The following is a 26,094-nucleotide window of genomic DNA, read 5'->3' on the forward strand; positions in this document are numbered from 1 at the left end:
TAAAGGTTATGGATTTTTTCTTCTCAACTTTTAATCACTTACTTTTTATTATTATGCCTCACAAGAGGAACAAGTTACAAAATTAACCATCATTTCTTTTGATACCGAAGAACTTCTTTGGTAGTATAGCGTTTTCACACCTTTCTTCCATGCTTCTATCATTAAGTAATTCACATCTTTTACAGGCATAGTCGATGGAATATTTAAATTTAAAGATTGTGCTTGGTCAATGTATTGTTGGCGCTGTGCCGCTTGAGAAATAATTTCCATTGGCGAAATTTCCTTAAAGGTCTTAAATACCGCTTTCTCTTCTTCCGTTAAACCTTCTAAATGCTGTACAGAACCATGATTAAGCATAATGGTACGCCAAGTTTCTTCGTTATCTAACTCTTTTTCTTTTAATAATTTAGCCAAGTATTTATTTTTTCGCATAAAGTTTCCTTTAGCTAAACCTGCCTTATAGTAATTAGAAGCAAACGGTTCAATTCCTGGCGAAGTTTGCCCCAAAATCGCAGAGCTAGATGTAGTAGGCGCTACTGCCATAAGTGTGGTATTTCTCATACCGTAGCCTTTTAACAATTCTGGTTCGCCATAGATATCTGCTAACTCTTTAGAAGCCGCCTCTGCTTGTTCTCGGATGTGTCTAAAGGCTCTCGCATTAAATTGAGTCGCCTCGAAACTTTCAAAAGGAATCATATTTTTTTGTAGATAAGAGTGATAACCTAAAGCCCCCAACCCTAAAGCACGATGTTTTATTGCAAAGTTTCTTGCTCCTTGTAAATAATAATTCCCTTCGGTTTTTTCTATAAACTCTGAAAGCACCGCATCCAAGAAATAAATAGCTAACTTAACCGCATTGGTATCTTTCCACTCGTCATACAATTCTAAGTTCATAGAAGACAAGCAACAAATGAAAGATTCTTCCGCCGTAGAAGGCAACATAATTTCCGAACAAAGGTTACTAGAGTTAATTATTAAACCTGCATCTTTATAAACTTGAGGTTTGTTTCTATTAACATTATCGGTAAAGAAAATATAAGGTAAGCCTTTTTGCTGGCGACTTTCCAGCACGCGTGCCCATATTTTTCTTTTTTCTACATCGCCGTCTATCATATCTTGCATCCAGTAATCTGGCACACAAACCCCTATGAATAAGTTTTGAATAGGGCTACCGATATCTTTGATGGATAAAAATTCTTCGATGTCTCCATGGTCTATATCTAGATAAGCGGCAAATGCACCTCTACGCACGCCACCTTGCGATACCACATCCATAGAAGTATCAAAGAGTTTCATAAAAGATACCGCTCCAGAGGATTTACCGTTATCGGTTACGGCTGTTCCTCTGTGTCTTAATTCCCCAAAATAGCCAGAAGTACCGCCTCCAATTTTGGTTTGCATAATTACTTCTCCCATTTTATGAGTAATCCCTTCAATGCTATCTGGAATATGGACATTAAAACAAGAAATAGGCAAACCTCTTTGCGTTCCCATATTTGCCCATACCGGCGATGAAAATGAAATCCAGCCTTTGGTAATCATTTCCTCGAAAGCAGGTTGGAGTTCTGGTTTATATAATCGTTTTGCCGCAGCGGTTGTAATTCTTTGGATTGCCCCATGAACGGTTTCGCCCTTTAAGAGATAGCCTCTATTGAGCATTTGTTCGGATTCTTCATTGAGCCACCATATTGGTTGTTGTTCTTCCATGTATATAAATCTTGATTGTTTGGTGTATAATTATAGTGCTAAATTAAATTTATTAAAATAAATCATTTGCCGTAATAGGCTTATCATGCTTGGTATAGTCTACGGGACGCTTTGCAAAGAAATCGTCTAGAGAGTTGGCAAACACCTCTTCCTCAAACCATTGCATTGGTCGATATTCTTCTGCGGTAATATTATATTTGGGTTGCATTCCAATTTTTTTAAGAGAATCGTCCACTCTATATTTCATAAAGTTGAGTAAATCTTTCTTAGATACTTTATCGATTTCTCCTAGTTCAAAAATCCAATCTAAAATTTCACTTTCCACAGATAGAGATGTGTCTACTAATTTATAAATTTCTTCAATATCTTGGTCGGTTAAAAGTTCTGGCTGCTCCTCACGGATTTTATTAATTAAATAAATCCCTGCATTGGCATGAATTTGTTCATCTACACTCGTCCACGCAATAATGTTGGATACATTTTTCATATACCCTTTAAACCTTGTAAAGGATAGTATAATTGCAAATTGGCTGAATAAGGATACATTCTCTATTAAAATTGAAAATAACAACAGCGAAGACACATATTCTTTAGGCGTTGTGGAATTGGCGTGTTTTAAAACTTCGCTAAGGAAATCAATTCTTTTTTTAACCGCTGGAATTTCCACCACATTTCTAAATTCATCATTATACCCTAGCACCTCTAGCAAACGAGAATAGGCTTCGCTATGGCGAAATTCGCACTCTGCAAAAGTAGAGCCGAGACCATTGAGTTCTGGCTTTGGCATATGGTTATATAAATTCCCCCAAAAGGTTTTTACCGAGACTTCAATCTGGGCAATTGCCAAAAGGGCATGTTTAACTGCATTTTTTTCATGCGGCTCCAGTTGTGAATGGAAATCTTGAATATCGGCGGTGAAATCTACTTCCGAATGTACCCAAAACGATTTGTTGATAGAATCTACAAATTGTAAAACTTCTGGATATTCAAATGGCTTATAACTAACGCGTTTATCGAAAATTCCCATATCTATGTGGCTTTAGGTTAATAAAAATTCAAATTGATGAATAATAAAACAGAACACTGATTTACAAATAGTTAAGAAAATCTATTTTCCATCAAGTGTGCTTACAAAGATAGAATATAAATATTTAAATTAAAAGTGAGAAAATCTATTTTATGTTTAAAATTTTGGTTTTTAAGCATATAAATTTACCAAAAAGTTTTCCACAATCCGTAAGTCACCAACAGTAAATACTTTGTGGTTTTTTGAGAATATCAATTTAAACAACTATTTAAAAATAACTACCTAAAAGTAATCCACAACTAAACACTACAATCAATCTATAGCTAAGACTAAAACGCTAATTTTATTTTCATGTTGCTTTAAAATTTGCCAAGCGGCTTTATTCATAGTGTTTCCCGTAGTATAGACATCGTCAATTAACAACATATGCTGATGGGTGATTACTTTATTTAATGAAAATAAATCTTTGGTGTAGGTACGATGGGTTTTGTCTTTTTGAGCTTGAGGTTTAGAATAAAAATTTCTTTTAAGAATATCTGAATCATGTGGTATATTCCAAATTTTAGAGAGCGTATTTGCTAAAAGATGCAATTGGTTATAACCCCTCTCCTTTAGTTTCTTAGGGTGTAGCGGAACGGTAACCAATACATCTACAAATGGCTTTGGCATACGCTCGGCAACCTCGTGGGCTAAATACTCCCCCACCCGCTGCATCCCTTTATATTTTAGTTGATGAATTAATTGTTGTGCCAGATTACCTTCGTCATAATGCATTAATGCAAAGGCTTCCTCTAAAGGAAAATTCAATTGACACTTTTTATAAAAGTCATTATCCTTATCAAAGGAAAAATGCGTAAATGGTAGGTCTTGATAACATGCCCAACATACTACTCCCTGTGGCTCTATAACATTAGAACAACCAATACATCGGTTTGGAAATAATAACTCTGTAAACATCTGACAATAATTTACTTACAAATATATTAAAAATATTAACTTGTGTAAATCAATCATTTGTGATTATTTTGTAATAAAGAATTAAATTTAATCATCGTATAAAATATCCCTTAGTCTCATGAAAATCATTTGCATTGGTAGAAACTATTCCGAACATGCTAAAGAACTCAACAACGAAGTCCCTAAAGAACCCGTACTTTTTATGAAACCCGATACGGCTTTACTTAAAAGCAATGACTTCTATCTTCCTGACTTTTCTAATGACATTCATTACGAAGCAGAAATCGTTTTAAAAATCTCTAAAGGTGGCAAATACATTCAACCCGAAAATGCACACAAACATTTTGACACAATCGCTTTGGGAATAGACTTTACCGCCCGCGATTTGCAATCTAAACTAAAAGAAAAAGGATTACCTTGGGAAGTTGCCAAAGGCTTTGATGGTTCAGCAGTCGTGAGTCCATTTTTTGATAAATCTGAGTTTAACCTTTCATCCGTTCAGTTTCAATTACATCAGAATAAAACTATAGTGCAAAATGGCAATACCCAAATGATGCTATTTTCTGCTGAAAAAATTATCGCTTATGCTTCTCAATTTTTTACCCTTCGTGTAGGCGATTTAATATTTACTGGAACACCAAAAGGAGTAGGAAAAGTGAATGAAAATGATAGATTAGAAGGCTATCTAGCAGATAAAAAAGTATTGGATATTAGAATTTTGTAGGCGCTTATTATTGTAGATTTAATTTTTTTCCGTAAATTTATAGAAGAAAAAATAATCATTATGACAACTATAATTTTACCTATCGATTTTGGCGAATCTACCGACCATTTGGTGGATGCCTCTGTGAAATTTGCTAAAGAAACTAACGGAAAAATCTGCCTTATCCATGTGGCACCATCGGATTTGGGATTTGCTATTGGCGATATGGGATTCCAGTATTTTCCAGAAATTGAAAAAAACGAAATTAAACAAGAATTATTACAGCTCAACGAACTGGAACAAAGAATCATTGCCCAAGGCGTAGACTGCGAACATCTTTTAAAACAAGGAGTAGCGAAAGATATTATTTTAAGTCATGCCGAAGAGAAAAATGCCGATTATATCGTGATGGGTTCTCATGGCAGAAGTGGTATCTACGATGTATTTGTAGGTAGCTTAACCAAAGACCTTACTAAGAGTTCGCCTATTCCAGTACTGGTGATTCCTTGTCATAAAAATAATTAAAAAATAATACATATAACATCTTTATCCTTCAATTGAGATAAAGCATTGGCAAAAGATTAGCTTTAAAGTTTATTTAATTCAGAAGTTAATCTTTTGCCAATTTTATAGTTTAGAAGATATTGATATTAATTCTACTGTTGTTTTACTTCCATCTTTTTTTAGCAATAAGCTAAGTCCTGCTAAAACGCAAACCGCGTATGGATTATTAAGAGAAGATTTATCCCAATGAAACGCATCCTCGCCACCTTGTTCTATAGACTTTAAAATGCTATCCTTAAATACACTCCATGAATAAAGTATTCCCAACGCAAGATTAATAGTTAAGCCAGCAGCCACGACTAGCCTACCCCTTTGTTTTTAATTGATTTTGCTTCCATGTGATTATTGAAATAAAAAAACAGAAACTTCTATTTTTTTACTCTCTCTTAGAATCAATTTTTAGGATATGGAATAGCCTTATCCACTTCTAGAGGAAAATAATTTTTCTTTATAGCTCTTTGTAGACTTTTTCTTTTTTGTTCAATTTCTTCGGAAGAACTTAAATCATCTTCAGAAGCAATTGACCCTCCCTTTCTTAAAAATTCTTTTAAAATCTCAACAATATTATTGTAATAGTCAAGTTTTACTTTCTGATATTGTTCGTGAGAAACTAAAATAGGTTTTTTTCCATAGTGCGTCTCTAAAAAATTATTTGTATTATAGACTATAGGAAGATTTTTATTTTTCACCAACGAATAGTGGAAAAGGTTTTGAGAGTCATATATTTCATATATTAAACCTGGCAATCCATTAAATTTATAAGGACCCTCTTGAAGAGGAATGTTTGAATCAAACCAAGCTATCCAGGTTCTACCACCAAAACTAGTACTTGCTTTTTGTAAGGTAATATTCTTTATCTTCTTTGTCTCATCTTCTAATCTCCATTTCATTTCGTCATTAGATTTGATTATATAATAATCGTAGGTATGACTGTGATATTGATTGTTAAAAGAGCTATTAGTTTCTCTTATTAATAATTGGTCGGATTCTGATTTCGTTTGCAATTCTGATTTTGTAGATCTATTTAAAGAATCAATAGTAAGGAATTCTTCATCATAGAATTTTGTCATTTTTTGATCAATATCTAAAATCATATTTATTGTTAATGTATCGGTTGGCTTCCGTATTATTAATTCATAAAAAAAACGATGAGTCTGAGCAAATGAAATGCTTGTAAATAAAATGAAAGAAAGAAAGATTGTATTTTTCATATTTAGAAATTTTTATTAAAATATAGGAAAACTAATTTTCCTTTTATTTATTTGGGTTAAACAGGTAAAATTCCCACAATTCGTAGCTACTGAATTCACTTTAGTTATTCACTAAAAAACAACCGTTGCTAAAATAATAATATTATACGTATAAAAAATGTTTATTTTTTACCAAATACTCTCTTGAAATACCCATTAAAGATGCTAATATATTATCATTTAATAATTTTATAAGGTGATGAGGGAAATGCTCTTTTAAATGTAAAAATTTTTCACTCAAATCATATGTATTGAGAGCTTCAAATCGTTGTATGTTCAATGCTGTATATATTTCTAAAATATCAGTATAAATACTTTTTAAGTTCATATTTATAGACAAAATTTTTTCAAAGTCCTTCTTTTTAACACTCAAAATATCTGCATCCATTATACATTCTATAGTTTCATTATTTGCATCAAAATTTCTAAAACTAACAATATTTGTAAGAAACCTATTTTCCCAAGCAATCATTCGTGTAACTTCTTTTCCATTTTTATTAATATAAAAAGACCTTAAAATTCCACTATTCAAGAAAAATAATTCATTGCAGGGAGTACTTCGCTCAACCAAAATTTGTTTTTTCTTTACTTTTAACGGTGTAAAATAGATTTTAATAATTTGTTCTTCAACTCTAGTTATTTCTCCGTATTGATTAAATAAATTAATTAGTTTTTCATAATCCATTTTCATTAATTTTATGCTTTTGATAAATATTGACAAGACATTTTTTACATAGGTTAAATATTTATTTTTTAAATATATATAAAGTTTATTGTTACAAATATAATAAATATAATCGTTATTAAATTTCACATTAACAGTAAAATTGATTGAAATATCTAATTTTAAACTATAAAATTTAAACTATGGACACATAAAAAACTCCGAAACATAGGTGCTTCGGAGCTTTATATATTTTGTTTTATTAATTAGTATAATTTAGTAAGCATAGCAAACAAATCTGGATACACACCAATACTTACTATTAAAAGTATGATTACTACTGCTACAATATTATAAGTGATACTCACGCGTTCACTGGTTTTAAAACTACTTTCGGTGTGAAAGAACATCGCTATAATTAATCTTAGGTAATACGCGATACTTAGTGCTGACCCTAAAATTGCAATGATAACCAACAATGTAGCACGCCCAGAAATAGCCTGACTAAACAAACTAAACTTAGCCACAAAACCCGCGGTAAGCGGTATTCCCGCCATAGACAATAAAGATACTGATGCTACGACTGCCAATAAAGGCTCTGTTTTAGCCAATCCATTAAAGGCTTCGTAAGAGGTTTCTCTTTTCAGTTTTTCTACCCAAATTAGGCACATAAATACCCCTACCGTTGCAATAGAATAGGCAAATAAATAAAAGGCTAAATTGTAATTTGAAAAAACATTAAATCCAAAAAATATTAAGCCTAAATACCCCGCATGAGATACACTAGAATAAGCCAACATTCTTTTAGCATTAGACTGTGCCAAGCCCATAAGGTTAGCCAAGATTAAAGTAATAATCACCAACGCTGCCATTACATCAATCCAAACTGAATAACTGCCCATAAAGCATATCGTCAGTACTTTGAATAAGGCATAAAATCCTGCAATTTTAACCACTGATGCCATAAATGCTGTAATCAATGATGGGGCACCTTGATAAACATCTGGACTCCACATATGAAATGGTGCTAAAGACACTTTAAATGCCATAGCACATAGCATCATCAATACTCCAATAATGAACATTGGATTGTTTCCTGCAATGCTACTATAAAATCCTATATTTTCGATGGCAAAACTATGGGCACTACCATAAACTAACGCAATACCTAATAATAAGAAACCTGTAGCAAATGCTCCCATTAAGAAATATTTCATGGAGGCTTCTATGGAACGAAGATTGGTTTTAGAACTTCCCGCCATTACATAAAGTGGAATCGATAGAATTTCTACACCAATAAATAGCATCACTAAACTTTGAAATCCAAATAGAGTAATGGCTCCACATAGCGAAAATAGCATCAAAGCGTAGAGTTCTGACTGATGACTTCTGTGGTTGCTAAATGCAAATCCTGCAACGAAGAATATCAGCATGGTAATACTTACTGCTACTTTTGTAAACAATACTGCATTAGGATTAAATTGATACATGGCTTCGTATTTCTCGAAGAATGCCAACTCTGGCATATAACTCATGTATAATGCGGCTCCTAGTCCTATAATGCCAACATAACGGGCATATTTTCCTAGGTTAAAAACGCCTGTGAATAATGCCACAACCGCTGTGATGAATATAATAATTAAAACGCTCATTTCTTTTTCTTAAATTATCTTTTTTACTAACTTATCATTGAGGTATAAATCAACTTCAACGAACTTCCCACCATTTCAATAATAATATTTGGATAAACGCCTAATACAAGAACAAATACCGAAAGAATGGCTAATACGGTAAATTCTACTGCAGACACATCTTTAGCTTGTGATAAAACGGCGTCATTACCTTCCCCAAACATGGCTTTTCCATACAATCTTAACAAATAAACCGCACATAAAATTACCGTAAGTCCAGATACAAACACCGCTAAAGTATTATAATCAAATACCGCTTTTAGCAATATAAACTCCCCGATAAAGCCATTGGTTAAAGGCACTGCCATAGACCCAATTAGAATAATCATAAATAGTACGGCAAATTTAGGCGCTACTCTCGCTAAACCGCCCATTTCTCTAATATCTCTCGTATTGAATCGTTTCATTAAAATATCAGCACAATAGAATAAACCTACCACATTAATACCGTGGGCAAAGGTTTGCACTAAAGCTCCTTCCCCTCCTTCATAAGTGAAAGCACCATTAACGGTAAGAATAGCAGAAGCAATTAATCCCGCTACCATTAATCCAACATGCGATAAAGAAGAGTAAGCGATAATTCTTTTAACATCGTTATTTACAATTGCAATCAGCGCACCGTGGATAATACCACAAATTGCCATTACCATAACGATTTTTCCAGAAATGCCAAGAAAAGCATCGGGTGTAATCGGTAATAAATATCTTAATAATCCAAATACCGCCATCTTTAGCATAATCCCTGATAGCAACATAGAGCCTTGTGTTGGTGCATAAGTATAGGTATCTGGTTGCCAAGTATGCAATGGAAACAAAGGCAACTTAACCGCGAAGGCTAAAAATATCATCCAGAATACAAAAACTTGTTGTTCCGAACTCATTGCAGCACGATATAAATCTATTAAGGCAAAAGAATCGGCATGGTTGTATAAATAAATTAAACCAACCAACATAAATAATGACCCAAAGAATGTGTATACAAAAAACTTCGTGGTTACCTTAATTCTTTTATCTTCTTGACCCCAAATTCCGCAAATAAACCAAATTGGAATTAGTGTAACTTCCCAGAATACATAGAATAACAATCCATCTAATGCTGTAAATACTCCAATTAATCCAAACTGCATCAGCAAGATTAAAGCATAGAAACTATTTCTATAAGAATACTTTTCATTAAAAGAAGATAGAATGATGAGAGGCACTAGAATATTCGTAAGCAATACCAGAAGCATGCCCATACCATCTATCCCGAAGTGCAGACTGCTACGAATCAAAACACTCCAATCATACTGAAGTTGGTACTGCATTTCGCCATCTATAGCATCTGAATAATTGAACTGACAAAGCATCGCTACCGATAGACACAACTGTGCTACCGCAACTAATAATGCTAAGTATTTGCTCTGATTACCTTTCCACGCAAAAACCAATCCCGAACCTACAAGAGGTAATAATAACAATAATAACAACATTATATTATAGAACTAAAAAGTTAATAATTAAAATAATACCTATCGCCAAAGACATAATGAAAATATAAGTTTCTACATTTCCATTTTGTAGTCTTTTGAACGCTTTACCAGAGCCAATGGCTCCAAGTCCCACACCATTCACCAATCGGTCTAGAAACCCTTTATCAAACACAGACGACGCTCTGCCTAAACCTTCTTCTATCGGTTTTACAACCATCGCATTATAAATTTCATCAATATATAATTTGTGTGCTGACCATTTTTCCCAACCTTTGTAATGCTCCTGTGGTTGTTTTTTCTTCACTACATAAAGATATCTTACACCAATCCAAACCAGTACAAACATCAGTACCGTAAACCCTAATAACACCATTTCTCTAACGAAAGGAACTTCTTCTAGGTGAGGTGGATTAATATATAAACGCTCTAACCAATGGTGTAGATTTTTAAACTCACCATGAGCTATAAAATGAGGCAAATTAATGAAACCACCTACTACTGAAAGTACTGCCAATACCATTAATGGTAAAGTCATATTCAGCGGGCTTTCGTGTAAATGGTGCTTTTGCTCTTCTGTTCCTCTAAACTCCCCATGGAAAGTTAAATAATATAGTCGGAACATGTAAGTTGCCGTCATAGCCGCAATTACAAATAGAATAAACCAAAATATAGGATGTTTAGCATAAGCAGAAACTAAAATTTCGTCTTTCGAAATCATCCCAGAGAATAATGGCATCCCCGAAATGGCTAAAGTCCCAATAAAGAAAGTAATATGGGTAATTGGAATATATTTTTTAAGACCGCCCATATAGCGCATATCTTGCTCACCACTCATCGCATGGATTACAGACCCTGAGCCTAAGAATAATAAGGCTTTAAAGAAAGCATGCGTCATCAAGTGGAACATGGCTGCAGTATAGGCTCCAACACCTAACGCTACAAACATAAATCCTAATTGAGAGACTGTAGAATATGCCAATACTTTTTTAATATCGTTTTGTCTTAATGCCATAAATGCTGCCATACCAGCCGTTAATAATGCTACGATAAGAATAACATCCATGGTCGTAGGTGCTAAAGAATACAATACATTAGAACGCACAATCAGGTAAATACCAGCGGTAACCATCGTAGCGGCGTGGATTAATGCGGATACAGGCGTTGGTCCTGCCATCGCATCTGGAAGCCATGTAAATAATGGTAACTGAGCCGACTTACCTACGGCACCAACAAATAAACTTAAAGTGATAAAGGTAATAATAGCCCCATCTGGTTCAAACATAGAGGCATTCTGAGAGATGCTCATATAGTCCACCGCATTGGTTTGATAGGCTAAAGTAAATATCCCAATTAATAAACCTAAGTCCCCAATACGGTTCATGATAAAGGCTTTTCTTGCTGCTTTACCATACTCTACATTTTTGTACCAAAAGCCAATTAATAGATAAGAACAAAGTCCTACCCCTTCCCATCCGATAAATAGGATAAGGTAGTTGCTTCCCATAACTAATAATAGCATCGAGAAGATAAATAAATTTAAGTAAGTAAAGAATTTATAAAATCCTTCGTCGTGGCTCATATAACCAATAGAGTAAAGATGGATCAAAGAGCCAATCCCTGTAATGATCATCATCATCATCAAAGATAACTGGTCTACTTGGAAACCGAAATTAACCAATACCCCATTCACTCTAAACCACTCAAACGCTTTCACCACTAATGCAGGGGAATCGGCGTTAAACTGTGTAAATAAATACGCCGATAGCACAAAAGAAGTGAATACTACCGCAGTGGCAAGACCTCCTACTATTAGTTTTGGTAACTTTTTCCCTAATAACCCATTGATTAAAAAGCTCATCAAAGGAAAAAGAACAATTGCATAAATTATATTTTCCATATTTCTTTTATCCTTTTAATTTATTAAGTAAACTGATATCTACAGACTTGGTATTTCTATACATCATTGTGATGATGGCTAATCCTACCGCCACCTCTGCTGCAGCTACCACCATAATAAAGAATACCAACATCTGTCCATGGGCATCGCCATAGTAAGTTGAAAACGCTACCAATAATAAATTGACAGAATTGAGCATCAACTCTACGCAACCCAAAATCACAATCGCATTTTTTCTCAACAAAACACCCAAAACTCCTAAACAAAATAAAAATAGCGACAAGGCTACGAAATAAGTTAATGGGATATGTTCTACAAAAGTATTGACTTCCATAATAATTTATATATCTTTTTTACCAATTAATACCGCACCTACAATCCCCGAAAGAATCAAAATAGAAGCTAACTCAAATGGTAATACATATTCGTTAAACAATAATTGACCTAAGTTTTTGGTTAATCCAACCCCTTGTGCAACTTCACTTGTTGGAAGTTGGTTACCCGTGTAGCCTTTTAGCATTCCTAAAAAGCCTACCAATAATAATCCCGCAGAGAATACGCCTGCAAATTTCATCACATTGTGCTTTTTACCTTCATCTTGTGCTTTTAAATTCAGCATCATTAAGACATAAAGGAACAGAACCATAATCGCTCCCGCATAGACAATGATCTGTACAATACCCAAAAACTGAGCATTGAGCAAAATATAAAGCCCTGCAATAGAGAAGAAAGTCACCACCAAAGACAAAATACTATACAGCGGATTTTTAGACGCTACAAAATAAATTGCACTGGCTACCGCTAAACCTGAAATAATATAAAAAACAATTAATTCCATTAGTTATAAGATTTTTTTTGTCGTTCGGTAATATCTATTCTATGATCCATTTTTTCTACCAACTTATCCTTACCATAAACGAATAATCCACGACTTGGCTCTACATCCACCAAACGATCGGTAAGGTAAATTGCCGATTTAGGACAAGCTTCTTCGCACATGCCACAGAAAATACATCTTAGCATATTAATCTCGTAGGTAGACGCATATTTTTCTTCGCGATAAAGGTGTTTTTCATCTTTGGTACGCTCCGCCGCCGTCATGGTAATCGCCTCCGCAGGACAAGCTACAGCACAAAGTCCACAAGCGGTACAACGCTCCCTTCCTTCTTCATCTCTTTTTAAGACATGTTGCCCACGCCATACGGCTGCACGAGGTTTTATTTCTTCTGGATATTGAATGGTTTTATCTTTCTTAAAAAAATGTTTTAGCGTAATTCCCATTCCCTTCGCAATTGCTGGAAGATAGGCTTTTTCCGCCAAAGTCATCTTTTTATTAGAAACCACTTTTGATCTATTGGTTAGTTTCATCCTATTTTATATTGTATTAGATTGAGGCTAAGCCCAATGCTCGTCTCTATCTGTTTTTATTTAATTTTAATTATGCACCAAAGGCTAAAATCATTGCCCCAGTCACTAATAAATTCACTAATGCTAATGGGATTAAAGTTTTCCATCCTAAATGCATCAATTGGTCGTATCTGAATCTCGGTAAAGTCCATCTGATCCACATAAATACAAAGATACCAAAAAATACTTTAGATAAGAAAGCCACAATGCTTAGAATACCCGCAATATTTTCCCCGTAGTTAGAAGTTACCCAGTCAATCCCTGGATAATTGTAACCACCAAAGAACAATACTACAATTAAAGCATTAGAAATAAACATATTCACATATTCCCCAAACATATACAAGCCTAGCTTCATTGCAGAATACTCCGTCATAAACCCTGCAACCAATTCCGTTTCACACTCTGGAAGGTCGAACGGGTGGCGGTTACACTCTGCCAATGCCGCTACAAAAAACACAAGAAAGGCAATAGGTTGGTAGAAAATATTCCAATTCATTCCAGAAATTGTAGGAATTACACCCCAGATATTACCATGGGTTTGTGCCTCTGTAATCACTTTTAAATCTAAAGACCCTGCCATCATAATAATGGATAATAGTGCTAAGCCCATCGCTAACTCGTAGGAAATCATTTGAGAAGACGCACGAATAGCACCAATCAAAGAGTATTTGTTATTAGAAGCCCAGCCACCAATCATAATACCATAAACCCCAACCGAAACCATACCAATAAGGTACAATACGCCAACATCTATATTAGCCACTTGAAGGCTAAAGGACTCCCCGCCGATGTTTAAACTTTTTCCCCAAGGGATAACAGCACCTGTAATTAGGGAAATAAACATCACCAAGCCTGGTCCTAAAATAAAGAGAAATTTTTCCGCATTTCTCGGAATAAAATCTTCTTTAAAGAAAAACTTACCTCCATCTGCTAATGGTTGAAGCAATCCTAAGGGTCCCGTTCTATTAGGTCCTACCCTATCTTGCATTAGGGCAGCTACTTTTCTCTCTGCCCATGTAGAGTAAGCCGCTACGGTAAGAGACAAAATGAAAAGCGATACAACTAATATCAATTTAAAAGTTATTAACTCCATAATTATCTTTCTTCGTCTTTAATTTTTGGTTCTAGTCTAGCCTCATCTTTTACGCTCACTTCTTTTGCGGATTCGTAGTCGATAAGTTCGTAGTTGTTGGTTTTCTTTTCGTAATGGTTGAGAGAGATGACCGAATGTCTACTGATATGTCTTGGTCCTTCTACATTCCAATACTTCAAATCTTTTCTGTGGAATCTACAATCATTACAGATAAATTCTTGTACTTCACCATACTCATCTTTTCTACCCGTTACACGGATGATTTCATCTCCTTTCATCCAAAGCACCGCCTTACCGCTACATTTGTCGCATTGGCAAGTGGCGTTCATCGGTTTAGTAAACCATACTCTGCTGGCAAAGCGTGAAGTTTTATCCGTAAGCGCACCCACAGGGCATACATCTATCACATTGCCTATAAACTCGTGGTCTAAGGCTTTATTGAGGTAAGTTGAAATTTCGGCATGGTCACCGCGGAATAAAATGCCGTGCTCCCGCTCATCGGTCAGCTGGTTGGCTGCCAATACGCATCTGGCACAGAGGATACAACGGTTCATATTCAATTTAATATAAGGACCGATGTCTTCTGGTTCAAAAGTTCTTCTTTCAAACTCTGTTCTGGTATTTTCCACGCCGTGCTCATAACCTAAATCTTGGAGATGGCACTCTCCTGCTTGGTCACAGATAGGGCAGTCTAATGGATGATTAACCAATAGAAATTCCGTAACGGCTTTTCGTGCTTCTTGAGTTCTCTCAGAGGTTAAGTTCTTCACTTCCATACCATCCATCACAGTAGTACGACAACTCGCTACCAATTTAGGCATCGGGCGCGGATCTGCTTCAGAACCTTTAGAAACTTCTACCAAACAAGTACGACAACGCCCACCGCTGGTTTCCAGTTTGCTATAATAGCACATGGCTGGCGGTACAGATTTCCCACCGATTTGTCTTGCCGCCTCCAAGATACTAGTTCCTGGTGCAACTTCGGTTGTTTGTCCGTCTATGGTGACTTTAAATTTTTTAATCTCTTCGCTCATATTTATAATGATTCGCTTTAATAAAAGCCTTGATTATTTTTATAATTTATTCTTTTTAGTACCAAACACATATCCGATACCAAAATTAATTTGTCCAAACATAAAATCTTGACTCGCCGTATCTTCACTACGGAGTGTTGTTTTAATATCAGGCATATTGATATAGCCATATTTTACTTCTACCCTCGCAATGAGATGTTTCCAAAATATCACATTAATATTTGTTCTTACATCAGCACCAAATCCAGCAATATGGAAACGGTCACTTCTTTCGTTACCGAATAGTTTAGCATTGGTTTTAGGGTAAAGCACGCCTACACCACCACCATACGCCCAATAGAGGTCAAATTTATCCTTTTGAATTAAAGGTTGGTATTTTTCAGCCCCTACATTCACATAGTTGAGTCCATCGGTATGCTCAAAAGTTAAAAATTGCTCATCGGATAGGTCTACCTTAGCATCTTTAATATACGACGCATAAGGGTTTGAAATTGTACCACTAGCATCTACCGTCTGGTCTTGATCCATAACATATTTCATATGGTCTACGGCTAAAACTAATGCCACATTGTCTTTTATGAAATAACCGATACGCGTATTGGTCTGCGGAATCGTTACTCTTAAAGGATGAAAATAATCTCTAAAACTAAAATCCGTAGGACGATCATGCGCCACAACTTGATTCAATTGGAGATTATAATCTTGCCCTTTAAAGTGAATATCCGAATTGCTATATTTAGCTCTATTCCAACCCCAAAAAAGAATCATAGATCCTTTTCTAAAAATATCTTTTTCTTGAGCATTCATACCCGAAAAATAAAATAAAAGCAATAAAAACACATATAGTTTTTTCATAATTATGTTTCACATCTTTTCCTACTTTATGGAAAATTTTATTCTTTATTATTATAATTTTTCCTTAATATTTTATCCTATCAATTTGAGTTTAGAATTACCCATTCGCATTTTTACGATCAGTTTAATGACTTTAGCTAAAGCTTATTCAATTAATTCAAAATTACTTTTTATATCGCTGTTATTATCTAAAAATAATTTAAAATCTACTTCATTTTTTATACCCAGTAATAATTTTTGATTAATGAGTATACCATAACTTCCTCCTACATTATACGCTTCTATATTTTTTTTACTATTATATCTTACTCCATAGCCTCCAAAATCTTCAAAGGAATTATACTTAATAAACTTAACAGAATTTATTTGTTTCCACTCTATATATTTTTCTCCTGCAAACGGAAAAAAAGAGTATTTAATCCCTCTTTCTGAAATTTCAATTTCCAAAGTTAAACTATAAATAAATATTAGAATAACGAAATAAACTATCAATCCCACTATATGTGGTATTGATAACCACTTTGTCCCTCCTGCGGTTCCATTATATGACATCGCTAACAATAAAATTAATAATGGAAGCCATAACCAATATTGAGTAAATTTTTGTTTTTCCTTAAACATATTTATTTGAATTTATAACTTGATGTGACAAAGGTAATAAATAGATTAATAACGCACCTACCATAACTAAAAAAAAACTAAACAATCCTAAAAACAAAAATATGAGAAAATGAAATAATATCCCTAGTACAAAAAGATAGTTTTTGTATTTCTGTGTCATAAAGATTGCACAAAATAAGAATAATTCCAATAAAACACTCCCCCAAGTAATAGCACTAGTTAAAAATGCACTTCCGAAGATAAAGGAAATTGTATCCCAATACTCATAACCATATATTTCATGTTGCAACCAATAATATATAGCAGTTCCATCTGCCCACTCTGGAACAACAAATTTACCAACACTTGCGTGTAAATAAACAATTGCAACTTGAATTTTGATCAACATATAACATATATATCCAACAAATTTACTACACAATCTTACTGTTTTTTCCAATTTCCATTGATTTAATCGAAAATCTAATATGTTAATCGGAATCAATAAAAAACATATTATTGAATTTATTTGATCTCCCCCATCCACAACAGCAGATATATTTACAAAACTAAATATTAAATACCATTGCAGAATTCCTGTTATAAAAGGAAAAAAGCCAAACATCGTAATTAACAATATGGAGATACTTAGTAAATAACACAATATTTTATTATACCTTAAAACATAGAAAAAATTTATTTTTTCAAAAAAAACATTTGGAGAATAATTTGATATAATCTCAATGGGAAATAAATCATCATAAGCATTACATAATAATGTAATCAAAAAACTAAAAGCCAAAAAGAACCTGACCAATGGTAAAATATGCCCATTAGTGATATCAAAGTTAATAACCTTAGATTCATTATTGAGTAGAGATAAAGACATATTCTATATCATATTTAAATTTTTGATTATTTTTATAGTAAACCCAAGGGACTCTTTTTTCCTTGATGACAACATAATTTCCTTTGAAATATTTAATTGAAGGATTAGATATACGAATCAGGAATTCATCCTTCAAAGAAATTTCATCAACAGAACTTGCAGTTCTCCAATAATTATGGTTTATACTTGATAATATAAAGGACAATTCTTGTCCCATACTTCTTGACTTTCTTGACAGACCAAACAAGTTAGAGTAATGTGTATTGGGTTTTATCATTTTATTTTTAACGACATTATTGTTTGAGTCTACCTCATATAAATTAACAGAAAACTCTCTTGGGTCTCTAGTGAAAAAAGCCCATCCTTGTTGAAGCAAATACTTGTTAGTTTGCTTATACTCAAAAGGTAACCTTATAGCACTTTCCTTGGCAAAAGTAGATGCAAACACAATATAACAAATAAAAAATATTATTGTATAAGCAACTAAATCCAATAATTTTTTATTTTTTAAATACATTAGCAATATCCGTAACTAAATATTCTTTTGAAATTTTTTGTTTATTGAACTTTTCTAAAGAAGTCGCCCATGCTTTATAATGAAAGGTAACTGCCGCGACCACATTAACTAATCCTGCCGCTTCCCAAACAACAGCCGCTACAACAAAAGCAACAGCTGCCGCTACAACTAAAATAGTTTGTTCTATTTCATCTGTAAAATATTGTTGTATTTTTTTTAAATCATCCTCATTATTAAAATCAAAAGTAGTAAAATCTATTTTTTCTGTCAAAATGAGAGCTTCTCTGATTGAGTTACCGTATTTTTTGGAGATTAAAAGACTTTTTAACAGCTCATCTGATCCATGATTTATAGCATTCTCTATTTTAATATAATTTCCACTTTTAATATCCTTTTTAAAATTTTCAAAAAAATAAGGATTTTTATTATTTATATTCTGAATAACATCGTTTATCAATAATTGTTTATCTTTTTCCATTTCAGGAGATAAAACTATTGCATCTCTACTAATATCAGATAAAGATTGTACCCTATCAACAAATTTGCCTTCTTGAAAAAAAATCCCTTTAAATATTTCCTCACCAGTAAAATCAAATCTATTGTTGATATCGTCACTATCCCTGTTGCAACTTACTAATATAAAAACTATTGTTAGTAAACTGATAAACACTCTGTTTTTTGTCAGTTCTCTGTAAAATTTCATAACTTAATTTTTTTGTTTATTATTAATTCATTTTACACATCTCTTTGAGAAATAAGAGCATCTCTTTTACTTTACCAAAGGAATAGGATCAGCATAGTTTCCTAAACCATATTTTTGAGTTTGTGCCAATTCTGGATTTTTCACATACCATTCAAATTCATCTCTAAAGTGACGAATTGCTGCGGCTACTGGCCATGCTGCGGCATCTCCTAACGGACAGATGGTATTACCTTCAATTTTTCTTTGGATATCCCAAAGCAAATCAATATCGGACATTTCACCTTTTCCAGAGACTATTTTCTTTAAGATTCTATACATCCAGCCTGTACCTTCACGGCAGGGGGTACACTGCCCACAGCTTTCGTGGTTGTAAAAACGCGCCAAAGTCATCGTATGCTCTACCACAGATTGGTCTTCATCTAAAACGATAAACCCTCCAGACCCCATCATGGTTCCCGTAGCGAAACCGCCTTCTGAAAGGGATTCATAATTCATATATCTTGGTTTACCATCAATGGTTCTTAGCAATAAGTTGGCAGGAACAATCGGTACGGAGCTACCTCCCGGAATACAAGCCTTTAAGCGCTTACCATTCGGGATACCGCCACAGTATTCATCAGAATAGATAAACTCTTCTACCGTTATGGTCATATCAATTTCGTAAACTCCTGGTTTATTGATGTTTCCGCAAGCAGAAATAAGTTTAGTCCCTGTGGAACGCCCTACACCAATTTTGGCATATTCGGCACCTGTAATATTAATAATCGGCACTACCGCTGCGATGGATTCCACATTATTCACCACCGTTGGTCTTTCCCATAGACCTTTAACCGCAGGGAATGGTGGTTTCAATCTCGGATTTCCTCTTTTACCTTCTAGGGATTCTAATAGGGCAGTTTCTTCTCCACAGATATAAGCCCCTCCACCTCTCTGTACATAGATTTCCAAATCAAAGCCTGAGTCTAAAATATTTTTTCCTAAAAATCCTGCTTTTTTAGCTTCAGCTATGGCGTCCTCTAAAATATCTGGAATCCATGCATACTCCCCACGGATGTAGATGTAAGAGGTATTAGAGCCTAAGCAATAGGATGAAATGAGCATTCCCTCAATTAAAAGATGAGGGATAAATTCCATTAAATAACGGTCTTTGAATGTTCCAGGTTCGGACTCATCGGCATTAACTACCAAGTGTCTTGGTACACCTTCGGGTTTCGCTAAGAAACTCCACTTGAGTCCTGTAGGGAAACCTGCACCACCTCGCCCTCTAAGTCCAGAGGTTTTTACTTCGTCTAAGATTTCTTCGGGTGTCATTTTTAAGGCTTTCTCCGCTGCTTTGTAACCGCCTTGTTTACGGTAAACATCAAAGTGGCGAATGCCTTCTATATGTGCGTCTTTAAGTAAAAGTTTTTTACTCATTATACTATTGATATTAATCTAAAGCGATGGCACCTTGTCTACATAAATCAAGGATTTCATCTACTTTTTCTTTGGTTAAATGTTCGTGATAAAATTTACCCAGCTGCATCATTGGTGCATAGCCACACGCACCTAAGCATTCCGCAGGTTTCAAGGTAAACAATCCATCAGCGGTGGTTTCGCCATCCTTTATATTAAGGGTGGTTCGGATATGATTCAAAATATCCTCACTTCCGTTGAGCATACAAGGTCCTGTTCTACATACTTCAAGAACATACTTTCCCACAGGCTTCATATTAAACATGGTATAAAATGTTGCCACCTCATACACCTCGATAGGTTTTATGTCTAATACTTCTGCCACATAATCCATAACGGGAACAGAAAGCCACCCACCAAATTCCTTTTGTGCGATATGCAAAACGGGAATCAATGCCGACTTTTGTCTGCCTTCTGGATATCTTGCGATAATTTCATGAACCTTTTCTAAGGTTTCTGGTTTAAAAGCAATGGTTTCGCTCATTTGTTTATTGTATTGTCATGGCATTAGTGCTAAGCACTGCACCATATTTAATATTCTTTAAATTATTGTATCCACTGTACCACTTACGCGTCTAGCTCTCCTGCAATCACATTCATACTACTCATGGTGATAATAGCGTCGGAAATCATAGACCCTTTAATCATTTCTGGATAGGCTTGATAGTAAATAAAACATGGTCGTCTAAAATGCAACCTGTAAGGCGTTCTACCGCCATCACTAATCAAATAAAATCCTAACTCGCCATTCCCTCCTTCTACACAGTTGTAAACTTCTCCTTTTGGCACATCTTGCTCACCCATCACAATTTTAAAGTGATAGATTAAAGCTTCCATTTTGGTATAAACATCCGCTTTTTCTGGAAGATAAAAGTCTGGCACATCCGCATGGTAATCGCCTTCTGGAAGGTTTTCATAAGCATTCTTTACCAACTTATAACTCTCCCATATTTCCTGTTGTCTTACCATAAAACGGTCGTAAGTATCTCCCGCCGTACCAATTGGAATAATAAAATCAAAATCATCATAAGATGAATATGGTTGCGCTACTCTCACATCATAGTCTACTCCCGCAGCACGCAAATTAGGTCCTGTAAAACTATAACTCAAAGCACGCTCTGCAGAAATAGGTCCAGCACCAATGGTTCTATCCATAAAGATTCTGTTACGCTCCATCAAATCGCAAAATTCTTGGAAACGCTTCGGAAAATTTTTAATAAAATCCTTAATCAACTCGTGGAACTTAGGTGAAAAATCTCTTTCAAAACCTCCAATTCTACCGATATTGGTCGTCATTCTAGCACCACAAACTTGTTCGTACATTTCATAGATACGCTCTCTATCTTGGAATACATAAGTAAATCCAGTAAGCGCTCCCGTATCTACCCCAATTACTCCATTGCACACCAAATGGTCGGCTATTCTTGCCAATTCCATAATGATGATACGCATATAATCTACACGCTTTGGCACTTTGCAACCGATGAGTTTTTCTACCGTCATATGCCACCCCAAATTATTAATAGGTGCCGAACAATAGTTTAATCTATCGGTAAGGGTTGTAATCTGAGCATAATTTCTTCTTTCGGAAATTTTTTCAAAGGCTCTATGGATATAGCCTACCGTTTGTTCAGAGTGCAAAATACGCTCCCCGTCCATCGTTAAGATATTTTGAAAAATACCGTGTGTAGCGGGATGCGTAGGTCCTAAATTGAGGGTATACAATTGTCCATCAATCTGTTCATTACTTTCGTAATGCTGAAGTATATTAGATAATTCGTTGTCTTTCATATCATCTTTTTTAAGATATTGAAATTTAAACACTTAAGTTTTAAATTCCACAGGTTATCTACCGAACATTTTATCATCTTTGTCCTCTCTGGTAGCATCTTCCAAACGGTATTGCTTTAGCATAGGGTGATAGCCGAGTTCGGTATCATTTAAGATAATTCTTAAATCTGGGTGTCCTTTAAAATTAATCCCGTAAAAGTCATAAGTTTCTCTTTCCATCCAGTTAGCACCAGCATACAAATCGGTAATGCTATCTACTTCTGGATTTTCTTCAGAAACAAAGGTTTTTAAACGAATTCTAAAATTCGTTTTCATATTGTGTAAATGGTAGACCACCCCCAACTCTTTACCTGCTACACTAGGATAGTGTACCCCGCAAATATCGGTTAGGAAGTGCATCTCTAGCGAAGATTCTTTAAGGTGATGAATCACTTTTTTAATCTCTTCTTTTTTTATTTCTAATGTTAAAAGTCCATAAGGCTCCGAAGCATACAATACCGCTTCTGGGAATTCTCTATTAATGGCTTCTAAAACAAAACTATTATCCATAATTTTCTATTTGATGATATTCAATTTTAAAATTAACATCATCTTATTTAACATCATAACTTTCTAATAATGCCTTATACTCTGGCAAATCTCTTCTTCTCAAACTTTCGCTTTCAGCTAAGGCTTGCACTTGCATAAAACCTTCAAGAATTTGCTCTGGCCTTGGCGGACATCCTGGCACATAGACATCTACAGGAATCACTCTATCAATCCCTTGCAATACAGAATAAGTATCAAAAATACCACCACTACTTGCACACGCACCTACAGCAATTACCCATTTCGGTTCTGCCATTTGAGAATAGACTTGCTTCAATACAGGCGCAAGTTTTTTAGAAATGGTACCACAGACCAACAAACAATCGGCTTGTCTTGGTGAAAAGGACATCCTTTCGGCACCAAATCTCGCAAGGTCGTAAGTCGGCATCATCATTGCCATAAACTCGATACCACAACACGAAGTCGCAAACGGCAATGGCCATAGCGAATAAGAACGCGCCATACCGATAAGACTGCTTAATTTAGTTGCGAAAAAGCCCTCACCAGAATAGCCTGGAGGTGCCGCAGCATCTGTTTTTATAGTTGGTTTTGTATTAGACATTGATTTATTTTAATTTTTAAAAAGTTATTATTTATCCCAATCTAACGCACCTCTTTTAAGGACATAGAAAAAACCTATAAAGAATACCGCTACAAAGGTAAGCACTGCCAAAAAGCCCTCTAAACCGAACTCTCTGAAATTGACTGCATAAGGATAGAAAAACACAATTTCTATATCGAAAAGAACAAATAAAATCGCTGTAAGGAAATATTTAACAGAGAATGGTGTTCTTGCATCCCCTTCATTTTCAATACCACATTCGAAGGCATCATCTTTAACACCCCCATTTAAACGTGGCCCTAAATAGTGCGATGCCACTAAAGACACCAATACAAAGCCAATCCCTACCGCAGCTTGTATTAAAATTGGAATATAATTTTCTGGAATACTCATTTCTAATCAATTCTTTGACTTGCAAAACTAATAAATTATAAACTAAATCCATAAAATTGAGGGGGCTTTTGGGCTTAAATCATCTTTATAAACCTCAATTTAGAATCGTTTTAAATAGTTTTCTACAAAGGTCTTATATTAAATATCAATTCTTATGCCTTTCTATAATTGCTACTTTTTCATTTTTTTAAGCATCACAAAAGCAATATAGGCTAAATACAAAAACAAGCCACTAGAAAATAGAATATTGATAATGGTATTGAGGTGTGTATCGGCTACCCGAAAAAACACATTGTAAATCACAAACAAAGCTATAAGGGCAATATAAATGTACAGTTGCTTTTTCATAAATCTATTTTATAGCGTTATTTCTTTAGCGTAAGTCCTTCTTCTCTTATGATTTATAGGATTGTAGTCCTGCCAAAGCAATTGGATATTTTTATTTTCTTCAAGTTCGGGATTGGTTTCTAAAAATCGAACACCTTTTTTTCTAAAGACTTTATAAATTTCCTCAAAAATAATAGCGGTGACCCCTCTACGCTGATAATCTGGACGAATGCCTATCAAATAAAAATTGGCTCTATCATTCTTTTTTCCTGCTCTTAAAAAATGCCACCACCCGAAAGGAAACAACTTACCATTAGCCTTTTGCAAAGCTTTGGAATACGACGGCATCGTAATGGCAAAGGCCACCAAATCATGCTGTTCGTCCTCTATACAAATGATATAATCTTTATCTATAAAACCAAAGTATTTTTCTTTATAAGTTTTAATTTGTTCGTCTGTAATCGGTGTATAAGTGGATAGATTTTTATAAGTCTCGTCCAATAATTTAAACATAGCATCTACCAAAGGCAGAATATCTTTTTTACTTTTAAATTTTAAAACTTTAAGTTTGTATTTTTCAGCAATTAAACGACTAAATTTCGTGACTTTTTCTGGTAAAGTTTCAGGGAAATTGATTTCAAATTCTACCCATTCCTTTTCTTTTTTAAATCCTAAATCTTCAAGGTATTTAGGATAATAGTCATGATTGTAAATTCCAATCATGGTGGCAATTTTATCAAAGCCTTGGGTAAGCATCCCTGCTTTATCTAAGTTGGTAAATCCCATTGGCCCTTCTAACTTAGGTAAATTTTTAGCCTTTGCCACCGCTATGGCTTTATTCATTAACGCTTCTGCTACTTTAGGGTCTTCAATAAAATCCAACCAACCAAAACGTAGTTTTTTGATGCCTAATTCTTCTGCTTCTTTATGATTAACCATCAGTGCGATACGCCCAACAACCTCCCCATTCCGCAATGCCAAATATTGCTCGGCTTCCGAATACGCCAATGCAGGATTTTCATGGGGATTCCAAATGTTTTTTTCATCATTAATCAACGGGGGAACATAATACGGATTATCTTTATATAGACGGTTAGGAAATTGGATAAACGCCAATAAACCCTTATCACTTTCCACTTTTTTTATTTGAATTTCTGCCATCTTGTACTATTTTCTATGCAAAGATACTATAAAAATGTTTGGCATATTTTTTTCTTAAACTAAAGTTGAAAAATATAAATATTATTGAATTATGGGAACTTATTATATCCTGATTGGCGCCATTATGCTTGCCAGTTGGTTCGTATCTTCTAGATTGAAATCTAAATTTGAACATTACTCTAAAGTCCACCTCAGCAATGGACTATCTGGAAAAGAAGTGGCGGAAAAAATGCTCAGAGACCATAACATCTACGATGTACAAGTGATTTCAACCCCTGGACAACTGACCGACCATTATAACCCTACGAATAAAACAGTCAACCTTTCGGAAGCGGTTTATATGCAACACAATGCCGCCGCCGCTGCCGTAGCTGCCCATGAATGCGGACACGCCGTGCAACACGCTGTTGGTTACTCTATGCTTCAACTGCGTTCTAAAATGGTTCCTATAGTGAGTATTGCTTCAAGATTGAATCAATTTATATTGATGGCAGGAATTATGGTAATGATTTATAGCGGTAATAAAATATTATTAGCAATTGGTGTCGCTTTATTTGCTGTGACTACTCTATTTGCATTTGTAACGCTTCCTGTAGAATACGATGCCAGCAACAGAGCATTAAAATGGCTAAAATCAACGAACACCGTTACTCCTAATGAATACAAAGGTTCAGCAGATGCCTTAAAATGGGCTGCCAGAACTTATGTAGTAGCGGCTATTGGTTCATTAGCACAATTGATTTACTTTGCCTCAATGCTGAACAGACGAGATTAAATCAAAATA

The 26,094-nt window shown here is 34.7% G+C and carries 30 protein-coding genes; 3 read left to right on the forward strand and 27 right to left on the reverse strand.

Annotation, left to right across the window (positions count from 1 at the left end; translation table 11 throughout):
• Nucleotides 1–51 precede the first annotated feature (51 nt).
• The 3 genes from C237_RS0107165 to C237_RS0107175 form a co-directional block, all read right to left on the reverse strand.
• Complete coding sequence (locus tag C237_RS0107165) at nucleotides 52–1,713, reverse strand: ribonucleoside-diphosphate reductase subunit alpha (RefSeq protein ID WP_281166428.1); 1,662 nt, start codon at nucleotides 1,711–1,713, stop codon at nucleotides 52–54.
• A 46-nt stretch (nucleotides 1,714–1,759) separates the two neighbouring features.
• Nucleotides 1,760–2,734, reverse strand: a complete 975-nt coding sequence (locus C237_RS0107170) for a ribonucleotide-diphosphate reductase subunit beta (RefSeq protein ID WP_018675821.1) — start codon at nucleotides 2,732–2,734, stop codon at nucleotides 1,760–1,762.
• A gap of 312 nt (nucleotides 2,735–3,046) precedes the next feature.
• Nucleotides 3,047–3,691 (reverse strand): ComF family protein, encoded by a 645-nt coding sequence (locus C237_RS0107175; RefSeq protein WP_018675822.1) that lies wholly within the window; start codon nucleotides 3,689–3,691, stop codon nucleotides 3,047–3,049.
• A gap of 118 nt (nucleotides 3,692–3,809) precedes the next feature.
• Here C237_RS0107175 and C237_RS0107180 point away from each other — a divergent pair, with 118 nt between their 5' ends.
• Together C237_RS0107180 and C237_RS0107185 are read left to right on the forward strand one after the other, a co-directional pair.
• On the forward strand, nucleotides 3,810–4,415 hold the full coding sequence (locus C237_RS0107180) for a fumarylacetoacetate hydrolase family protein (RefSeq protein WP_018675823.1): 606 nt from the start codon (nucleotides 3,810–3,812) through the stop codon (nucleotides 4,413–4,415).
• Nucleotides 4,416–4,475: 60 nt separating this feature from the next.
• Nucleotides 4,476–4,919 carry a universal stress protein gene (locus C237_RS0107185; RefSeq protein ID WP_018675824.1) on the forward strand — a complete coding sequence of 148 codons (444 nt, stop codon included), beginning with the start codon at nucleotides 4,476–4,478 and terminating at the stop codon, nucleotides 4,917–4,919.
• Nucleotides 4,920–5,021: 102 nt separating this feature from the next.
• Here C237_RS0107185 and C237_RS0107190 read toward each other — a convergent pair whose 3' ends face one another.
• The 24 genes from C237_RS0107190 to C237_RS0107305 form a co-directional block, all read right to left on the reverse strand.
• The gene (locus C237_RS0107190; protein ID WP_018675825.1) at nucleotides 5,022–5,255 is read right to left on the reverse strand and encodes a hypothetical protein; all 234 of its coding nucleotides are present in this window, start codon (nucleotides 5,253–5,255) and stop codon (nucleotides 5,022–5,024) included.
• A 95-nt stretch (nucleotides 5,256–5,350) separates the two neighbouring features.
• The gene (locus tag C237_RS0107195) at nucleotides 5,351–6,169 is read right to left on the reverse strand and encodes a GLPGLI family protein (protein ID WP_026315556.1); all 819 of its coding nucleotides are present in this window, start codon (nucleotides 6,167–6,169) and stop codon (nucleotides 5,351–5,353) included.
• Between the two features lie 142 nt (nucleotides 6,170–6,311).
• Nucleotides 6,312–6,893 (reverse strand): Crp/Fnr family transcriptional regulator, encoded by a 582-nt coding sequence (locus C237_RS0107200; RefSeq protein ID WP_033398775.1) that lies wholly within the window; start codon nucleotides 6,891–6,893, stop codon nucleotides 6,312–6,314.
• A 245-nt stretch (nucleotides 6,894–7,138) separates the two neighbouring features.
• Nucleotides 7,139–8,524 carry an NADH-quinone oxidoreductase subunit N gene (locus C237_RS0107205; RefSeq protein WP_018675828.1) on the reverse strand — a complete coding sequence of 462 codons (1,386 nt, stop codon included), beginning with the start codon at nucleotides 8,522–8,524 and terminating at the stop codon, nucleotides 7,139–7,141.
• Between the two features lie 26 nt (nucleotides 8,525–8,550).
• On the reverse strand, nucleotides 8,551–10,035 hold the full coding sequence (locus tag C237_RS0107210) for a complex I subunit 4 family protein (protein ID WP_018675829.1): 1,485 nt from the start codon (nucleotides 10,033–10,035) through the stop codon (nucleotides 8,551–8,553).
• A 4-nt stretch (nucleotides 10,036–10,039) separates the two neighbouring features.
• Entirely contained in the window at nucleotides 10,040–11,932 is a 1,893-nt protein-coding gene (nuoL, locus tag C237_RS0107215) for an NADH-quinone oxidoreductase subunit L (protein ID WP_018675830.1), read from the reverse strand.
• Between the two features lie 7 nt (nucleotides 11,933–11,939).
• Entirely contained in the window at nucleotides 11,940–12,266 is a 327-nt protein-coding gene (gene nuoK / locus C237_RS14815) for an NADH-quinone oxidoreductase subunit NuoK (protein ID WP_018675831.1), read from the reverse strand.
• Nucleotides 12,267–12,272: 6 nt separating this feature from the next.
• A complete protein-coding gene (locus tag C237_RS14820) occupies nucleotides 12,273–12,770 on the reverse strand; it encodes an NADH-quinone oxidoreductase subunit J family protein (protein WP_018675832.1) in 498 nt (165 codons plus the stop codon).
• Complete coding sequence (locus C237_RS0107230) at nucleotides 12,770–13,300, reverse strand: NuoI/complex I 23 kDa subunit family protein (protein ID WP_018675833.1); 531 nt, start codon at nucleotides 13,298–13,300, stop codon at nucleotides 12,770–12,772. Before C237_RS0107230 ends, C237_RS14820 begins: the two co-directional genes overlap by 1 nt.
• A gap of 70 nt (nucleotides 13,301–13,370) precedes the next feature.
• The gene (nuoH, locus tag C237_RS0107235) at nucleotides 13,371–14,435 is read right to left on the reverse strand and encodes an NADH-quinone oxidoreductase subunit NuoH (RefSeq protein ID WP_026315558.1); all 1,065 of its coding nucleotides are present in this window, start codon (nucleotides 14,433–14,435) and stop codon (nucleotides 13,371–13,373) included.
• Between the two features lie 2 nt (nucleotides 14,436–14,437).
• Nucleotides 14,438–15,469: an NADH-quinone oxidoreductase subunit G gene (locus tag C237_RS0107240; protein ID WP_018675835.1), complete on the reverse strand. Its 1,032-nt coding sequence runs from the start codon at nucleotides 15,467–15,469 to the stop codon at nucleotides 14,438–14,440.
• A gap of 39 nt (nucleotides 15,470–15,508) precedes the next feature.
• On the reverse strand, nucleotides 15,509–16,324 hold the full coding sequence (locus tag C237_RS0107245) for a hypothetical protein (RefSeq protein WP_018675836.1): 816 nt from the start codon (nucleotides 16,322–16,324) through the stop codon (nucleotides 15,509–15,511).
• Between the two features lie 144 nt (nucleotides 16,325–16,468).
• Nucleotides 16,469–16,945 (reverse strand): hypothetical protein, encoded by a 477-nt coding sequence (locus C237_RS0107250; RefSeq protein ID WP_018675837.1) that lies wholly within the window; start codon nucleotides 16,943–16,945, stop codon nucleotides 16,469–16,471.
• Nucleotides 16,938–17,813, reverse strand: coding sequence for a hypothetical protein (locus C237_RS0107255; RefSeq protein WP_018675838.1), 876 nt, complete (start codon nucleotides 17,811–17,813; stop codon nucleotides 16,938–16,940). The genes C237_RS0107250 and C237_RS0107255 overlap by 8 nt, the downstream gene beginning before the upstream one ends.
• Nucleotides 17,791–18,306, reverse strand: a complete 516-nt coding sequence (locus tag C237_RS0107260; protein WP_169584746.1) for an SdpA family antimicrobial peptide system protein — start codon at nucleotides 18,304–18,306, stop codon at nucleotides 17,791–17,793. Before C237_RS0107260 ends, C237_RS0107255 begins: the two co-directional genes overlap by 23 nt.
• Nucleotides 18,307–18,313: 7 nt before the next feature.
• Nucleotides 18,314–19,033, reverse strand: coding sequence for a sporulation delaying protein family toxin (locus C237_RS0107265; RefSeq protein ID WP_018675840.1), 720 nt, complete (start codon nucleotides 19,031–19,033; stop codon nucleotides 18,314–18,316).
• Between the two features lie 66 nt (nucleotides 19,034–19,099).
• On the reverse strand, nucleotides 19,100–20,449 hold the full coding sequence (gene nuoF, locus C237_RS0107270) for an NADH-quinone oxidoreductase subunit NuoF (RefSeq protein WP_018675841.1): 1,350 nt from the start codon (nucleotides 20,447–20,449) through the stop codon (nucleotides 19,100–19,102).
• A 13-nt stretch (nucleotides 20,450–20,462) separates the two neighbouring features.
• A complete protein-coding gene (locus C237_RS0107275) occupies nucleotides 20,463–20,972 on the reverse strand; it encodes an NADH-quinone oxidoreductase subunit NuoE family protein (RefSeq protein WP_018675842.1) in 510 nt (169 codons plus the stop codon).
• 83 nt (nucleotides 20,973–21,055) lie between these two features.
• Nucleotides 21,056–22,279, reverse strand: a complete 1,224-nt coding sequence (locus C237_RS0107280; RefSeq protein ID WP_026315559.1) for an NADH-quinone oxidoreductase subunit D — start codon at nucleotides 22,277–22,279, stop codon at nucleotides 21,056–21,058.
• A gap of 54 nt (nucleotides 22,280–22,333) precedes the next feature.
• Nucleotides 22,334–22,828, reverse strand: a complete 495-nt coding sequence (locus C237_RS0107285; protein WP_018675844.1) for an NADH-quinone oxidoreductase subunit C — start codon at nucleotides 22,826–22,828, stop codon at nucleotides 22,334–22,336.
• 43 nt (nucleotides 22,829–22,871) lie between these two features.
• The gene (locus C237_RS0107290; protein ID WP_018675845.1) at nucleotides 22,872–23,429 is read right to left on the reverse strand and encodes an NADH-quinone oxidoreductase subunit B; all 558 of its coding nucleotides are present in this window, start codon (nucleotides 23,427–23,429) and stop codon (nucleotides 22,872–22,874) included.
• A 27-nt stretch (nucleotides 23,430–23,456) separates the two neighbouring features.
• Complete coding sequence (locus C237_RS0107295) at nucleotides 23,457–23,822, reverse strand: NADH-quinone oxidoreductase subunit A (protein WP_018675846.1); 366 nt, start codon at nucleotides 23,820–23,822, stop codon at nucleotides 23,457–23,459.
• Nucleotides 23,823–23,993: 171 nt separating this feature from the next.
• Nucleotides 23,994–24,170 carry a hypothetical protein gene (locus C237_RS14725; RefSeq protein WP_018675847.1) on the reverse strand — a complete coding sequence of 59 codons (177 nt, stop codon included), beginning with the start codon at nucleotides 24,168–24,170 and terminating at the stop codon, nucleotides 23,994–23,996.
• A 9-nt stretch (nucleotides 24,171–24,179) separates the two neighbouring features.
• On the reverse strand, nucleotides 24,180–25,310 hold the full coding sequence (locus tag C237_RS0107305; protein WP_018675848.1) for a GNAT family N-acetyltransferase: 1,131 nt from the start codon (nucleotides 25,308–25,310) through the stop codon (nucleotides 24,180–24,182).
• A gap of 91 nt (nucleotides 25,311–25,401) precedes the next feature.
• Between C237_RS0107305 and C237_RS0107310 the strand changes: the two genes are divergently transcribed.
• On the forward strand, nucleotides 25,402–26,085 hold the full coding sequence (locus C237_RS0107310; protein WP_018675849.1) for a zinc metallopeptidase: 684 nt from the start codon (nucleotides 25,402–25,404) through the stop codon (nucleotides 26,083–26,085).
• Nucleotides 26,086–26,094: the final 9 nt, after the last annotated feature.

This window comes from Riemerella columbina DSM 16469 (assembly GCF_000374405.1).
Taxonomy (GTDB): Bacteria; Bacteroidota; Bacteroidia; order Flavobacteriales; family Weeksellaceae; genus Riemerella; species Riemerella columbina.